This is a genomic window from Pseudomonas sp. TYF_14 (assembly GCF_043105275.1).
In the GTDB taxonomy this organism is placed as follows: Bacteria; Pseudomonadota; Gammaproteobacteria; order Pseudomonadales; family Pseudomonadaceae; genus Aquipseudomonas; species Aquipseudomonas alloputida.
This window is the reverse complement of record NZ_JBICLK010000069.1, coordinates 1-14818: the sequence shown is the minus strand read 5'-3', so window position 1 is coordinate 14818 and position 14818 is coordinate 1. Positions and strand designations below refer to the sequence as shown.

The window sequence follows — 14818 nt, the reverse complement described above, 5'->3', positions numbered from 1 at the left end:
CCGGGTCAGGCAACGAAATGAGGGTTTTCGATCAGCAGCGCCATGCCTTGGCCACCGCCGATGCATGCCGCTGCGATGCCATAGCGCAAGTTGCCGTCGCGCAATTGACGGGCCAAGGTGTGGACCAGGCGCAGGCCTGTAGCGGCCAATGGGTGACCAAGGGCGATAGCGCCGCCATGGACATTGAGCTTGTCCACATCGAGTTCGAGCGCCTGGGCCACCGCCAGCACTTGGGCGGCCTGGGCCTCGTTGATTTCCAGGCGGTCGATCTGCTCCAGGCGCAGGCCGCTGCGCTCGAGCAGCAAGGTAATGGCCGGCGCCGGCCCGATGCCCATGAGGCCGGGCGGCACGCCAACAGCCGTGGCCATCAGCAAGCGCGCCAAAGGCGGATGAGTGCAATCGGAGTAGCGCGTGACCAAGGCTGCCGCCGCGCCATCGACCACCGCGCAACTGTTGCCAGCCGTCTGCACGCCACCGGCGTGCACCGGGCGCAGTCGGGCCAGTGCGGCCGCGTCGGTAGGCCGTGGGTGGCTGTCCTGGCTGACCTCACTCACGCCACGCGGCAATGCAATGCCGCGTGGCTGGCAGCCTTCTGCCTCTAGTGCCTGCGCGGTGACGCTGACGATTTCCTCGTCGAACCAGCCCTGCGCCTGGGCTTGCAGGGCCCGCTGATGGCTGCGCAGGGCCCACGCGTCCACCGTTTCACGCGCCAGGCCATAGGCACGGGCCAGGTTTTCCGCAGTACCGATCATGTCCACGCCGGCAGCCGGGTCGTACAGGGCTTCCCAGAGAAAGTCCTTGAACCCGACCGGTGCCCCCAGGCGAAAACCGCCCCGGTGTTCATAGGCCGCGATCGGGTTGCGCGACATCGACTCCGCACCCACGCACAGCACCTGGCGGGCGCCACTGCGCAGCTGTTCACCGGCCTGACGCAACAGTTCAAGGCCCGTGCCACAGATGCGCTGCACCGCCAGTGCCGGTACCGACTGCGGCACGCCACAGTAGAGGCCGACATGGCGTGGCAGCATGTAGGCGTCGAAGCTGGCCTGAGCCATGCTGCCGGCGAGCACACTGTCTACCGCCTGAGGGGCGGCAGCTGCACGTGCCAGCACCGCGCGGCCGGCCTGAATGCCCAGGTCGATGGGCGAGATCGCGGCCAATGCGCCACCCAGGTCGACCCAGGGCGTGCGCACCATCTGGACGATGGCCGTGTCCTCGAAGACGGTGCACAGCCCGGCCGCACTCAAGGCCGCACCTTGGCGTGCAATGCGTCGGGGTCTTCGCCACGGTACAGCGCCTCGACCTGAGCGGCGCGCCGCTGCAGCACGGCGCGCTGATTGATCGAGCCCTTGTCGGTGATTTCACCGGCGTCGATCGACGGCGGCTCGGCCAGCAGCGACAGCCATTCGATACGGCTGGCGTTGCCCTGGGCATCGCGGTTCAAGCGCTCCAGCCAGTCAGCGAACCAACTGCGCACGGTGTCGTTGGCCAGCACCCGCGCATCGCTGGCATCCTCTGCCAGCCCGGCCAGGCGCCGACACTCGGGCAGACGCGGGAACACCAGCAGGCCCAGGCATTCACGGTCCGGCGCGGTGACCACGATGTCCTGTACGTAAGGCGAGCCCTCCAGCACTGCGCGGTTGCGCAGCGGCCCGACACTGACGAATACCCCGGACGAAAGTTTGAAGTCCTCAGCGATACGGCCATCGAACATCAGGCCAAGCTCGGGCTGCCTGGCATCGGCCAGCTTCAACGCGTCGCCCGAACAGTAGAAACCCTCCTCGTCGAACGCCTCGGCGGTCTGCTGCGGCGAGCGCCAGTAGCCCGGCATGATATGCGGGCCACGGAAGCGCGCCTCGAGCTTGTCACCCACCGGCACCAGCTTCACTTCGCAGCCAGGTGCCGGCAGCCCGACATAGCCGGCCATCGACAACGGCCCGGTGGTGAAGGTGCACGATGGCGAGGCTTCGGTCATGCCAAGGCCGGCCATCATGCGGATGCGTTCGCCGCAGTGTTGCTCGGCTATGCGGTCCAGCCGGTCCCAGACGCTTTGCGACAGGCCTGCGGCGGCAAAGAAGAACAGCTTGATGCGGGCAAAGAACACCTCGCGCAGCGCGGGGTCCTGCTCCAGTGCCTTGACCAGTTCCTCCCAGCCCTTGGGTACGGTGAGGTAGGCCGTGGGGGAAATCTCGCGCAGATTGCGCAAGGTCTCGGCAAAGCCTTGCGGGGTCGGCTTGCCGGCGTCGAGGTAGAAACTGCCCCCGTTGTAAAGCACGATGCCGAGGTTGTGGCTACCGCCGAACGTGTGGTTCCACGGCAGCCAGTCCACCAGCACCGGCGGCTCCTCGGCGAACGTCGGAAAAGTCTGCAGAAGCATCTGCTGATTTGCGCACAGCATGCGCTGGGTGGTGATCACCGCCTTGGGCAGCTTGGTCGAGCCCGAGGTGAAGAGGAATTTGGCGATGGTGTCCGGCCCGGTGGCGGCGAAAGCCGCATCGGCCGCCGCCAGGTCACCCGGTTGCAACAGGCTGTCGAAGCTTATATGGGGGCGACCTGCGACCTGGCCACGCACGCTGATCACGCCGACCGAATCGTCCAGCACCGCCTCGAAGGCGCGCTGGAACGGCTGGCTGTCGCTGACGAAGATCACTCCGGGGGTGAGCACCTCGCAGACATGGCGCAACTTGGCGAAGTCTTGCGACAACAGCGCGTAGGCCGGCGACACCGGGCAATAGGCAATACCGGCATACATGGCGCCGAGGGCGATTTGCAGGTGTTCGATGTCGTTGCCGGAAAGCAGCGCCAGCGGGCGCTCGGCACTGAGGCCCAGTCCTAGCAAGTTGGCGGCGATGGTGCGCACATCGGCGAGCATCTGCACGTAGCTGATCGAACGCCAGGCACCGTCTGCCTGGCGTGCCGCGATGAAAGTGGTGTCCGGGCGCACCTGGGCCCAATGCACCAGGCGCTCGAGCAGGCGCGCCGGCAGCGGCGCCAGTGGCTCGACAGGTTGCATGCGCAGCACGTCGTCGACGTGACTGACCTGCACCTGGGGATGCCCGATGGCCACCTGGCGGTAGCGCGGACGTTGGCCAGGGTCGGTCGACCCTGAGCGGGCTTCGTTATTCACGCAGGTTGCTCCTTGTTCTTGTTGTACATCCTGCCGCCGCCCGATATGACGGGGCGGCGGTCATCTTGCCGGAGGTCTGGGCCTGCCGCGGCTAGATGGGATAGTGACGCGGGCCGTGCTGGAGGGTGACCCAGCGCAACTGGGTGAACTGATCGATGGCCGTGCGGCTGCCGAAGCTGCCATAACCGCTGGACTTGACCCCGCCAAACGGCATCTGCGCTTCATCGTGAACGGTCGGGCCGTTGATATGGCAGATACCCGACTCCACCCGTTGGGCCAAGGCCAGGGCGCGGCTGGTGTCGCGGCTGAAAATGGCCGATGACAGACCGAACTCCGAGTCGTTGGCCAGCTGCAGCAAGGCTTCGTCGCCTTCGGCGCGCAGTACCACCGCCACCGGGCCGAAGGACTCCTCGCGGTACAGGCGCATGCTGGCATCGACGTTGTCGAGCAAGGTCGGTTGCAGTATGCTGCCTTCGAGCTGGCCGCCGCTGACCAGGCGCGCGCCCTTGGCCACGGCATCGTCGATCAGTGCCTTGATGCGCTCGCCGGCCGCTGCGCTGACCAGCGAGCCGAGCACCGAGGTGCTGGCTTGCGGATCACCTGCACGCAGCCCGGCGATCTTCACCGCCAGCTTGTCGACGAAAGCGTCGGCAATACAGCTGTCCACCACAAGGCGCTCGGTGGACATGCAGATCTGCCCCTGGTTGAAGTAGGCACCGAAGGCCGCCGCTTCGACCGTGGCGTCCAGGTCGGCATCGTCGAGCACCAGCAAAGGTGCCTTGCCGCCCAGTTCGAGCAGGGCCGGCTTGAGATGGCGGGCCGCCAGTTCGCCGACGATGCGCCCGACGTGCGTCGAACCGGTGAAGTTGACCCGGCGTACCGCAGGGTTGGCGATCAGCCGCTCGACGATGGCCGGGGCATCCTGCGGCGCATTGCTGATGACATTGACCACGCCGTCGCCGATGCCTGCATCGTGCAGCACCTGGCCGATCAGCCGATGCACCGCCGGGCTCAGCTCCGAGGCCTTGAGCACCACGGTGTTGCCGCAGGCCAGCGGCATGGCAATGGCACGCGTGGCCAGTATCACCGGGGCGTTCCACGGTGCGATGCCCAACACCACGCCGCAGGGCGCGCGCAGGGCCATTGCGAAGCTGCCGGGAACGTCCGAGGGGATCACTTCACCGGTGATCTGCGTGGTCATGGCTGCAGCCTCGCGCAGCATGTTGGCGGCCAACTTCACGTTGAAGCCATACCAGTTGGCCATGGCCCCGGTTTCACCGGCGGCGGCGATGAACTCGGCGGCCCTCGCCTGCAACAGATCAGCGCCTGCCAGCAAGCGGCTGCGCCGCTCGCCCGGTGCCAGGGCGGCCCAGGCCGGAAACGCCGCGCTGGCAGCAGCCACCGCGGCATCGGCATCGGCCAGTGTGGCGGCGGCAGCCTGCGACACCACCTCGCCAGTCACCGGGTTACAGCGCTCGAAGGTTCGTCCATCGCTGGCGGGGCGCGACTGCCCGCCAATCAGCAAAGGCACCTGCAACATGCTCATTCCTCTTGTTGTCGTTATAGAGAAATACCCGCGGGCTTTGGCGCGGCACACCGCCGCCCGCGGTGCGACTCAGCGCTTGTAGGCCTGCAGGCCTGGCTTGATGCTCTTGTCGTCGAGGAACTGCTTCATGCCCTGCTCGCGGCCGCCGGTAGTGTCCAGCAGGCGCGACTGGTCGAGCTTGGCGTAGAGGTAGTCCTCGTTCTGTTCCCAGGTCAGCTCGCGGCAACGCTTGAAGCCATTCTTCGCGGCACGCAGCACCACCGGGTTCTTTTCCAGCAGGTTCAGCGCCAACTCGCGGGTGGTTTCACGCAGCTCGGCCAGCGGCACACTGTCGTTCACCAGGCCCATCTCGGCAGCCTTGCGACCATCGAAGGTCTTGCCGGTCATGATGTAGTACAGCGACTGACGATGGCCAACGGTATCGGCCATGGCCTTGCTGACCAGGTTACCAGGCGGGATGCCCCAGTTGATTTCCGACAGGCCGAAGGTCGCTTCGTTGGCGCAGATCGCCAGGTCGCATGCCACCAGTGGGCTGAAGCCGCCGCCGAAGCACCAGCCGTTGACCATGGCGATGGTCGGTTTGGCATACAGACGCAGCAACTTCCATTGCCATTGCGAGGCTTCGCGACGAATCTTTTCCTGGAGGATTTCCGGGCCGGCGTCCACCTCGCGGAAGTACTCCTTCAGGTCCATGCCGGCGGTCCAGGACTCGCCGGCACCGGTCAATACCAGCACGCCAGCGTCAGCGTCCTGCTCGAGGGTTTCCAGCACGTCGACCATTTCCCGGTTCAGGGTGGGGCTCATGGCATTGCGTTTTTCCGGGCGATTGAGGGTCACCCAGGCGATGCCCGTTTCCAGTTCGACCTTCACGGTGGTCCAGCGGCCTTCGTATTTGCTCATGGTTCTGCACTCTTGTTGTTCGAGGTGATGGGGCCACGCTAACGGGTCAAAATAGTTATGTCAATTAACCATTAACAATTTTATCTTTGTCCTGGGGTTAGGCGCGCTGCCTTTTTCCAGAACCTCTCTAGCCGAATCGCATAAGGACAGGCAAAATAGGTAACTTTATTACCCATGATCGAGGAGCATGAACCCTGATGGCTAGGTCTGCCCGTAGTACCGAAGACGCTTGCGTGGCTGCTCCTGTGGGAGAAGGGGTGCTTGAAGACTTGATCGGCTACGCCTTGCGACGCGCGCAATTGAAGCTGTTTCAGAACCTTATTGCCCGGCTCTCGGCCCATGACCTGCGCCCGGCCCAATTTTCCGCCCTGGCGATCATCGACCAGAACCCCGGGCTGATGCAGGCCGACCTGGCGCGTGCGTTGGCAATCGAACCCCCGCAAGTCGTGCCAATGCTGAACAAACTGGAAGAGCGCGCGCTGGCCGTGCGCGTGCGGTGCAAACCGGACAAGCGCTCGTATGGGATTTTCCTGAGCAAATCGGGCGAGGCCCTGTTGAAGGAGTTGAAGCACATCGCCGCCGACAGCGATCACCAGGCGACATCCAACCTCTCGGATGACGAAAGGACTGAACTGTTGAGGTTATTGAAGAAAATCTACCGGGACTGACTCAGTCAACCCAGCGTGGTGAAATCCGATCGACCTGTTGCGCCTCTTTGACGTCCCAAGAAAGCACCTTGGCAAATCAACCCAGAGGCGAGGTACTCATGAACGACCGCATCATCGCGTTTTTCACCGAAACCACCGTATTCGGCATCTCCATTCTCAATCTGCTGGTGGCGCTGACAGTCGCCACCTTGGTCTTCCTGGTCGCCCGTGCCGCCATCAGTTTCCTGATGCGCCGGCTACGGCGCTGGTCCGAACACGAAGGCCCACTGAGCCAGATAATGGCCAAGGTGCTTTCCGGCACCAGCAACTTTCTGTTGTTGCTGGCCTCCTTGCTGGTGGGCCTGAGCATGCTCGACCTGCCCGAGCGCTGGCTGACCAGGGTCAGCAGCCTGTGGTTCGTGGTCGCGGCCTTGCAGATTGGCCTGTGGGCCAACCGCGCGATCGGCCTGGGCCTGAGTCGCTACTTCGCCCGCCACCGTACCGATGGCCTGAACCAGGGCAGCGCACTGGCAACCCTTTCAGCCTGGGGCGCGCGGGTCCTGTTGTGGTCAGTCGTAGTGCTGGCGATGCTGTCGAACCTGGGGGTAAACATCACCGCCTTCGTCGCCAGCCTTGGCGTGGGCGGCATCGCGGTGGCGCTGGCTGTGCAGAATATCCTTGGCGACCTGTTCGCTTCGTTGTCGATCGCCGTGGACAAGCCGTTCGAGATCGGTGACTTCATCGTCATCGGGCCCCTGGCGGGCACCGTTGAGCACGTCGGCCTCAAAACCACACGCATCCGCAGCCTCGGCGGCGAACAGATCGTCATGGCCAACGCCAGCATGATCAGCAGCACCATCCAGAATTACAAGCGCCTGCAAGAGCGTCGCATCGTGTTCGAGTTCGGGCTTTCCTACGACACGCCCACCGAGGCCGTGAAGAAAGCGCCAGCCATCGTAGAAGACGCCATCAAGGCCCAGGAGCAGGCGCGTTTCGATCGCGCTCACCTGCGCGGCTTCGGCAAAGAGGCGCTGGAGTTCGAGTGTGTCTACATCGTCCAGGACCCAGGCTACAACCTTTACATGGACATTCAGCAGGCGATCAACTTCAGGCTGCTGGAGCGGTTCTCGCAAATCGGCGCCAAGTTCGCCGTGCCGGTGCGCGCGATCAAGGTCACGGCATTGCCAGAGGCCTCCGGCCCGCATGGCCAGGCTCGCGAAGGCCTGAGCATCAGGGGCGCTTGATGCTGGCAACCTGCCCGGCTCGCCAGATAGGTGCACCGCAGGGCGTGCACATGCGCACGCCCTGCCCGCGCTGAAACGCTATTTCAGCGCCGCGGTGAAGCTGTCTTTCAGCACCTCGAGAAGGAAGTCCGCATTGGCCCGGCTGAAAATCATCGAAGGGCGCATTTTCAGCACGTTGTCATGCGGGCCTTCGGTGCCGATCAACACGCCGCGCTCCCGGGCACCATCAGCCACTTTTCTGGCCAGGGCCGTGGCTGGCGCCTTCGACTTGCGGTCGGTGACCAGCACGATGCCGAGGAACAGGCCCAACCCGCGCACATCGCCAATCACGTCGAATTGCTGCTGAAGCTTGCGCAAACCCTCGAGCAGGTAATGGCCGACACTCAAGGCGTTTTCTTTCAACTGGTCGCGCTCGATTGCATCGAGTACCGCCAGGCCTACCGCGCAGGACACCGGGTTACCGGCGAAGGTATTGAAATACTCCATGCCGTTGTTAAAAGCATCGGCGACCTCGCGCGTGGTCACTACCGCCGACATCGGGTGGCCGTTACCAATGGGTTTGCCCATGCTGACGGCATCCGGGACCACGCCCTGGGTCTCGAATGCCCACCAGTGGCTGCCGACCCGGCCAAACCCGACCTGAACCTCATCGGCCAGGCACAGCCCACCTTCGGCTCGCACCATGGCATACACCTCCTCGAGGTAGTGTTCGGGCAAAAACACCTGCCCCGCCACGCTCGGGATCGACTCGGCAATGAAAAACCCGGGGCGCTTGCCTGCCTTGCGCATGGCATCCAGCTGCTCTGCCACCGACTCGGCAAAGCGCTTGCCGTGCGCTTCCACGGGCCAGTGCTCGGGGGCGTAGTAGCTGTCCGGAACCACGGCCTCGTAAACATGCGCCGCCCTGCCCTTGCCCGCCTTGCGCTTGTACTTGTAAGGGCTCAGATCGATCAGTTCCTGAGTGGTGCCGTGGTAGGCCCAGTCCAGCACGATCGCCTGATCACTGCCTGTGTAGTTGCGCGCCATACGCAGCATCAGGCTGTTGGCCTCACTCCCCGAGCAGCCAAAGGACGCTACGCAAAGGCCCTTTGGCAAAGTGCCGGTCAGGCGTTCGGCGTATTCGACGATGTTGTCGTGCAGGTAGCGGGTATTGGTGTTGAGCAGCGCAGCCTGGCGGGTCAAGGCTTCGACCACGTCGGGATGACTGTGGCCCAGGTGGCACACGTTGTTGAAGCAGTCCAGGTAGGCCCGCCCGAAGTTGTCGATCAGCCATACGCCATCACCGCGCACGAACTTGATCGCATCGGTGTACGAAATGGACAGGTTAGGGAGCAGCAGTTCCTTGCGCCTGGTAATGATCTGGGCCTTGGTCATCCCCTGCTGGCTGTAGGTCTCTGGCGGGATACCGGCCAGGGCCGAGGCATCGGGGAACAGGTCGGCCCACGCTTCGCGGTACGCTGGCTCACCCACGCCAATGACCTCGCACGCGCGCAACTGGGTATCGGTGACCAACTGCAGATGCAGGTGGGGGACCCAGCCGCCGTTCTCGTGATCGCTGCCCATGTAACCGACCAGGTCGCCGGCTTCGAGCTGGTCACCGGCCTTCAAACGGCTGAGCGCCTCGTGGGCCATGTGCCCCCACAGTGTCAGAAATGGCGGGCAACCGGGCGGGGTGTGCTCAAGCATCACCAGGCCGCCATAACCCAGCGAGTCTGGCTCGACCTCGACGCTTCTGACGGTGCCGGCAATCGGTGCGTACAGCGGCGTACCTGCTGGCATCAGCAAATCTACTCCCACATGCAGGGTCCGGTGCTGCCCCTTGATGAAGCGAGACTCAAAGGCGCTGTCGGTATAGACGGCACGTACCTCGCCCCATGGCCCGATGCCCAGCGGGGCCTTGTGCGCGGCAGAGAATTCATTCCACCACCGCGTCGCATCTGCAGGGCGCTGCTGGGCCGAGGCAATGGTCATCTCATGGCTGGCATCGCCAAACGGCGCGATGACCTTGTCGAGAATGGCGGCTGACGGGCGCACCAGGTCGGCAAACGACTTGTGGTTGTCGGCAATCCAGCGGCGGACTTCCCCCGCACCTTCGATGGCATCGAAACCACAGGCCTTGCGCAAAATGCCGGTGGCCAACCGTGGGTTCATCGAATCGAGCTGTTCCAGTAGACGCCAGGCAGGCGCTTCACTGATCGCCAGGTAGGGGTTGTCGTCTGTCTGATCCTGCCGGGAAGCGGAGAACGTCACGCTGATGACCAAGCGCATGGCAATCAGGTTGAACAACACATCAAGTTCTTGCGCTTGCAACGGGTACTTTTCGTGGAAGCCGGCCACCAGCGCAGCAGCAGCACCGATCGGGTCGTCCATGTCGAGAATGGCGTACGCGCTGGCGATCGCGACCTCGGCAATCAGAACGGTGTGCACGGCATCGCCAAAATCGATGAAGCCAGTCACGCTATGGGGCGTTTCGGCATCGACCAGGATGTTCCAGTCGTTGGCATCGTTGTGGATCACCTGGGCCCGAAGGGAAGCCAGCTTAGGCTGTACAGTCTGTTCGAACCGGGCGATGAAGCGCTCGGCAACGGCCCGGCGATCAGGGTCCTTGATGCAGTGCAGCCGCGAACGGGAGCGCGCAGCATGGCGTAAGTCCCAGTCCAGGTCGCGGACTGCGCCCGGGTGCATGAAGCCCTGCAGGGCACGGTCAAGTTCACCGAGTGCCTGGCCGAAGTTTCTCATCAGCGCCAGGGAGCGTCTGGCCTTGGCAAGTGGCGTGCCGGCCAGCCAGCTGACCAGGCGCACAGCGTGCTGTTCACCGGTGCTGCTGGCCACAGACGGCAGGTAGTCGCCCGTCACGCTGGCCCGCAGGTGTGGCACGCCCAAATGCGCGCCATGCACGGCCAGGTGGTCGAGTAGCGCGGTTTGAAACTCGCTTTCTACCCTGGGCTCGCTGGCATTGACGATTTTCAGTATCCAGCCTGCATCTACGCCAGTCTCCAGGCGATAATTGCGATCACGCTCCCCATCCAGGGGCGTTACAGTGCCGGTGACATTGAAGAAATCTTTTGCAAGGCCCTCTGCATCGCTTGCCGAAAACCGAGGTGCCGGGTGGGAAAGGTCTGTCATATCATCAGGTTCCGAGCGCGCTGATTGTTTTTCAATAGCTTGTCATGCGCCGCCGAAACGGACACCCTGCATACGGTCGGGCGCAACAGGCATTATGCCGGTTCCGGCCGGCATAATGACGGCAAGCTTATCAAGGGGCTGCAATGCGTGACCTGGACGCTAAAGATCGCGAGATTCTTGAGGTACTTTCGAAGGACGCGCGTATTGCGCTCAAGGCGTTAGCCGGCCGCATAGGCCTTTCCCGAAGTGCCACCACCGAGCGTGTCGCCAACCTTGAACACAGCGGGGTCATTCGCGGTTATCGCGCTGACATCGGCGAAATAGACGCCAACGTGATACGCGCGATCTTGCTGGTGACGTTGCAGCGCACGCCTGCCATGGGGCTGCTCGACCAGTTGGCAACGGACGCGCGCGTACGGCGGGTTTCGTCGGTGAGCGGTCAGCTCGACCTGGTGGTTGAAGTGGAGACCCGAACGATCGACGACCTCAACCAGGTACGTGACAACGTGGCACGTCACGAATCAGTGGATGACATTACCACGTCGGTAGTCCTGCGCCGTGATATCGACCGCCAGGGCGCCTGATACCTGCAGAGGCAGTAGACAGGCCGTACTCACCCAGGCCTCACAGGTGTCGAAGCACGCCCTGAATCTCGCCTACGACCTGTCGCGTTGCCTCGTCGACGGTCCCTTCATTACGGCACAGCACCCAGCCTTGTTCTGCAACCGCACGCTCGAACGCCTCGGTACAGGCAACCTGTTCATCCAGGTTATGGATCACCGTACTGCCCAACCCACGCGTGCGCGCCGCGGCCCTCGCCCATGAGGTTTCAGGCGTTGTGACAACCCCGACATGCAAATCGGGCACTTGCACGTTTCGTTCGAGGTTCAGGCGCAGGATCTTGTCAAACGGCACTGTGCGGCGAAACGCAGCGTCAGAGGGGTACCAGCGATCAATCAGGATGATGCTGTCAGCGGGCTGCCTGGGCAGTACATGTCGGGAAATCCAGGCGCGGCTTTCAGCGAAGCGCTCGCAAACCTTGAACTCAAGGTCCTGGCAAGGGCTTCTGGAAAGCTGGTTGACCAGGGCCATGGTCTCGCCCCGATGAGGATCATTCTTTCTTTCGCAAAGGCGGATCACCTTGTTCCCGTCCAGCCGTAACGCTTGAGTGACGGCCTCCAGCAGCGTGGTCTTGCCGGTACCCTTGGGCCCATCGATGGAAATAAACAGCGGGCGGTTCATCTTGCAATACCAGTTGGCTCAAGCGCGGGATAAGACCATTGATCGTAGCTGCCTTCAAGCGATTCTCGACGGGAGTACATCCGTACTCCACGCTGTGATCAAAGCATTGCCTTGGGAATGGACCGGCATTGCCCGACCCGCCATCCCCAAGGCGTGCAATGCCTGCTAGGCTGACGGACGATGGCGGACCTGCAGCCCGCCTCCCCTTACCCACAGGCACGGGCCAATGACCTACAACCCCCACGTTAACCTGACCAACTGCGACCGGGAGCCCATCCAGATTCCCGGGAGCATCCAGCCCCATGGCTGCCTGCTGGCCTGTGATGCCTCGGCGACCGTGGTGCTGCGCCATTCGGTCAACGCCCCACAGATGCTGGGTGTAGCAAACGATATCAATGGTCAGAAACTGCACGCGGTGCTGGGTGACGAGGTCACGCATACGCTTCGCAACGCACTTGCCCGTACCCGGGATGCCTCGCGTCCCGCGCTCAGTTTCGGCGTGACGCTGCCCAACGGCGCGGCCGTCGACATCGCTGTCCACTTGTACAAAGGCACGGCAATCCTCGAATTCGAGCCCGCCGGGGCGAGCATCGCCGAACCGATCGAGCTGGCCCGCACACTGATTGCCCAACTGCGCGAAATCGACCAGACCCACAAGCTGTTCCGCGACGCCGCCCGCTTTGTCAGGGCGGTGCTCGGTTACGACCGGGTGATGATCTACCAGCTAGGAGCCGACGGTGCCGGCAAGGTGGTTGCCGAGTCCAAGCGTAGCGACCTCGAAAGCTTCATGGGCCAGTACTTCCCTGCCTCCGATATCCCCCAGCAGGCCCGCGCGCTCTACCTGCGCAACCCGATCCGGGTAATCTCCGACGCCCAGTTCAATACGGTCGCCATCAACCCGGTGCTCGACCCCTCGGGCGAACCGCTCGACCTGTCCTACGCGCACCTGCGCAGCGTCTCGCCGATCCATTGCGAATACCTGTGCAACATGGGCGTGGGCGCCTCGATGTCGATTTCCGTCATCGTCAATGGCGAGCTGTGGGGAATGATTGCCTGCCATCACTACGCACCGCGCACGCTGGCCATGGGGCAACGTGTGGCCGCCGAGATGTTCGGTGAGTTCTTCTCCCTGCATATCGAGACCCTGCGTAGCCGGCAAAAACTCGAAGCCGCCGTGCGCATCCACAAAGCCCTGGACAGCCTGCTGCGCGACGCCAACCAGGCGGCGGACATTGATGGGTTCTTCCACGCACGCCTGCCCCGGTTGATGTCGCTGATTCCCTGCGACGGCATCGGCATGTCGCTGCTAGGCCGCTGGTCGTGCGCAGGGCTGGCGCCGCCCCAAACGGCCGTGCCTGATCTGCTGCGCCTGGCAGACATGGTCAGCGAAGGCCGAATCTGGGCGTCCAATCGCCTGTCGACGGTGCTTCCGTCGGCCCAGGCGTATTTTAATGATGTGTCTGGTGTGCTGATTATTCCGATGTCGCAACACCCAAGGGATTACTTGATCTTCTTCCGCAAGGAGGTGGTCGAGACACTCGATTGGGCCGGGGACCCGAACAAGACCTATGACAGCGGCGCGTTGGGCGACCGCCTGACGCCCCGCAAGAGCTTCGCCATCTGGAAAGAAACCGTTCACCAGCAGTCGCTACCCTGGACCGAGCAGGACCGCCAGTTTGGCGATGCCATCCGCACCGCTATCGTCGAGGTGGTGCTGCACAACAGCGAACTGCTCGCCAGTGAACGCGCCAAAGCCGACGTGCGCCAGCGCATGCTCAACGAAGAGCTCAACCACAGGGTCAAGAACATCCTGTCGCTGATTGGTGCACTGGTTGCCCATCCGACCCCGGAGAGCCAGACGCTGCAGGACTATGTGGCAACGCTCAAAGGGCGTATCCAGGCCTTGTCGTTGGCCCATGACCAGGTGGTGCGCGGTGACGGTGGCGGGCGCCTGGCGAAGCTGCTGGAGGCCGAGCTTTCTCCCTATCGCACGGCTGCCGACGTGATCGAGTTGCAGGGCCCGAACGTCATCCTCGATGCGCGCGCGTACTCGGTCATGGCCCTGGTGCTGCATGAACTGGCCACCAACGCGGCCAAGTATGGTGCGCTATCGCGGGCTGGCGGCAAGCTTTCGGTGAGCTGGGCAATCGACGCCAGCAACGCCTGTGCCATCAGTTGGCGGGAAATGGGTGGGCCAACGGTACGCCCGCCCAGCCGCAGCGGCTTCGGCACGGTGCTGATCGACCGCAGCATCCCGTTCGACCTGGGTGGCACCAGCGCGGTGGAATATCACCCCGAAGGCCTGCAAGGCTTTTTCAGAATCCCGGCCAAGCACCTTTCCGTAGCCGAAGCGGCAGAAACCGCTCTCCCGGCCACGCCTCTGGCCCGTGCGAACGGTGCGTTTGCAGCGCGCTCGGGCTTGTGTGTGCTGATACTCGAGGATCAACTGGTGATTGCGGTAGGCCTGGAGCAAATTCTCAACGATGCGCAAATCAAGGACGTGATCACCGCCAGCTCCGAGGACCAAGCCATGCAACTGCTTGGCAGCCACAAGCCGGACGCGGCAATACTGGATGTCAACCTGGGCACCGGAACCTCCATTTCCGTAGCGGATGAGCTGGTTCGCCGGCAGGTTCCGTTCCTCTTTGCCACCGGCTATGGCGACGGCATCAGCATTCCCGAGCACTTGCAGCATGTGCCCGTCGCGCGCAAGCCTTATGACGCCAATGCCATTCTGGCCAGCCTGCAAAGCCTGCTTGAGCTGGGGTGAATGGGATACTGAAGCAGCCTTGTATTGCGAAAAGGCCCGTAAAGCCGACACATTACCGTCAGCTATACGGGCCTCTTTGCAGCACCAGGCCGCGCCGGCAAAAAGACGGCGCCGGCCTGTCAGGGCTTACACCGCCAGGGCGCGCTCACGCAGCTCGCTGTTGAGGATGCGGTCGTTCTCGCTGTAATCGACCGGGCAGTCGATCACGTGCACACC

General features: G+C 63.3%; 11 protein-coding genes. 4 read left to right on the top strand and 7 right to left on the bottom strand.

Annotation, left to right across the window (positions count from 1 at the left end; translation table 11 throughout):
* Positions 1–5 precede the first annotated feature (5 nt).
* The 4 genes from ACF8O8_RS18645 to ACF8O8_RS18630 all read right to left on the bottom strand — a co-directional run bounded on the left by ACF8O8_RS18645 (position 6) and on the right by ACF8O8_RS18630 (position 5573).
* Positions 6–1247, bottom strand: a complete 1242-nt coding sequence (locus ACF8O8_RS18645) for a thiolase family protein (protein ID WP_392491913.1) — start codon at positions 1245–1247, stop codon at positions 6–8.
* Positions 1244–3127, bottom strand: coding sequence for a feruloyl-CoA synthase (locus ACF8O8_RS18640; protein ID WP_392510220.1), 1884 nt, complete (start codon positions 3125–3127; stop codon positions 1244–1246). Before ACF8O8_RS18640 ends, ACF8O8_RS18645 begins: the two co-directional genes overlap by 4 nt.
* Before the next feature lie 91 nt (positions 3128–3218).
* Positions 3219–4667 (bottom strand): aldehyde dehydrogenase, encoded by a 1449-nt coding sequence (locus tag ACF8O8_RS18635; RefSeq protein WP_010954233.1) that lies wholly within the window; start codon positions 4665–4667, stop codon positions 3219–3221.
* Between the two features lie 75 nt (positions 4668–4742).
* The gene (locus ACF8O8_RS18630; protein ID WP_392510219.1) at positions 4743–5573 is read right to left on the bottom strand and encodes a p-hydroxycinnamoyl CoA hydratase/lyase; all 831 of its coding nucleotides are present in this window, start codon (positions 5571–5573) and stop codon (positions 4743–4745) included.
* Between the two features lie 197 nt (positions 5574–5770).
* Between ACF8O8_RS18630 and ACF8O8_RS18625 the strand changes: the two genes are divergently transcribed.
* Positions 5771–6241: a MarR family winged helix-turn-helix transcriptional regulator gene (locus ACF8O8_RS18625; RefSeq protein ID WP_392510218.1), complete on the top strand. Its 471-nt coding sequence runs from the start codon at positions 5771–5773 to the stop codon at positions 6239–6241.
* A gap of 98 nt (positions 6242–6339) precedes the next feature.
* The gene (locus ACF8O8_RS18620) at positions 6340–7464 is read left to right on the top strand and encodes a mechanosensitive ion channel family protein (RefSeq protein WP_392510217.1); all 1125 of its coding nucleotides are present in this window, start codon (positions 6340–6342) and stop codon (positions 7462–7464) included.
* Positions 7465–7542: 78 nt separating this feature from the next.
* On the opposite strand, the gene ACF8O8_RS18615 is transcribed toward ACF8O8_RS18620, so the two are convergent.
* Positions 7543–10590 carry an aminotransferase class III-fold pyridoxal phosphate-dependent enzyme gene (locus ACF8O8_RS18615; RefSeq protein WP_392510216.1) on the bottom strand — a complete coding sequence of 1016 codons (3048 nt, stop codon included), beginning with the start codon at positions 10588–10590 and terminating at the stop codon, positions 7543–7545.
* A 143-nt stretch (positions 10591–10733) separates the two neighbouring features.
* Between ACF8O8_RS18615 and ACF8O8_RS18610 the strand changes: the two genes are divergently transcribed.
* The gene (locus ACF8O8_RS18610) at positions 10734–11174 is read left to right on the top strand and encodes an Lrp/AsnC family transcriptional regulator (protein ID WP_392510215.1); all 441 of its coding nucleotides are present in this window, start codon (positions 10734–10736) and stop codon (positions 11172–11174) included.
* Positions 11175–11214: 40 nt separating this feature from the next.
* On the opposite strand, the gene ACF8O8_RS18605 is transcribed toward ACF8O8_RS18610, so the two are convergent.
* Complete coding sequence (locus tag ACF8O8_RS18605; protein WP_004577562.1) at positions 11215–11832, bottom strand: dTMP kinase; 618 nt, start codon at positions 11830–11832, stop codon at positions 11215–11217.
* A gap of 226 nt (positions 11833–12058) precedes the next feature.
* Here ACF8O8_RS18605 and ACF8O8_RS18600 point away from each other — a divergent pair, with 226 nt between their 5' ends.
* On the top strand, positions 12059–14602 hold the full coding sequence (locus tag ACF8O8_RS18600; RefSeq protein WP_392510214.1) for an HWE histidine kinase domain-containing protein: 2544 nt from the start codon (positions 12059–12061) through the stop codon (positions 14600–14602).
* Positions 14603–14728: 126 nt separating this feature from the next.
* On the opposite strand, the gene ACF8O8_RS18595 is transcribed toward ACF8O8_RS18600, so the two are convergent.
* Positions 14729–14818: hypothetical protein (locus ACF8O8_RS18595; protein ID WP_232856785.1), on the bottom strand; the 90-nt coding region annotated here is incomplete at its 5' end.

Bases quoted from the DNA above. Each gene is read 5' to 3' on its own strand.
- ACF8O8_RS18625 (WP_392510218.1), top strand. From the start codon at position 5,771: ATGGCTAGGTCTGCCCGTAGTACCGAAGACGCTTGCGTGGCTGCTCCT.
- ACF8O8_RS18605 (WP_004577562.1), bottom strand. From the start codon at position 11,832: ATGAACCGCCCGCTGTTTATTTCCATCGATGGGCCCAAGGGTACCGGC.
- ACF8O8_RS18630 (WP_392510219.1), bottom strand. From the start codon at position 5,573: ATGAGCAAATACGAAGGCCGCTGGACCACCGTGAAGGTCGAACTGGAA.
- ACF8O8_RS18615 (WP_392510216.1), bottom strand. From the start codon at position 10,590: ATGACAGACCTTTCCCACCCGGCACCTCGGTTTTCGGCAAGCGATGCA.
- ACF8O8_RS18600 (WP_392510214.1), top strand. From the start codon at position 12,059: ATGACCTACAACCCCCACGTTAACCTGACCAACTGCGACCGGGAGCCC.
- ACF8O8_RS18610 (WP_392510215.1), top strand. From the start codon at position 10,734: ATGCGTGACCTGGACGCTAAAGATCGCGAGATTCTTGAGGTACTTTCG.
- ACF8O8_RS18620 (WP_392510217.1), top strand. From the start codon at position 6,340: ATGAACGACCGCATCATCGCGTTTTTCACCGAAACCACCGTATTCGGC.
- ACF8O8_RS18635 (WP_010954233.1), bottom strand. From the start codon at position 4,667: ATGTTGCAGGTGCCTTTGCTGATTGGCGGGCAGTCGCGCCCCGCCAGC.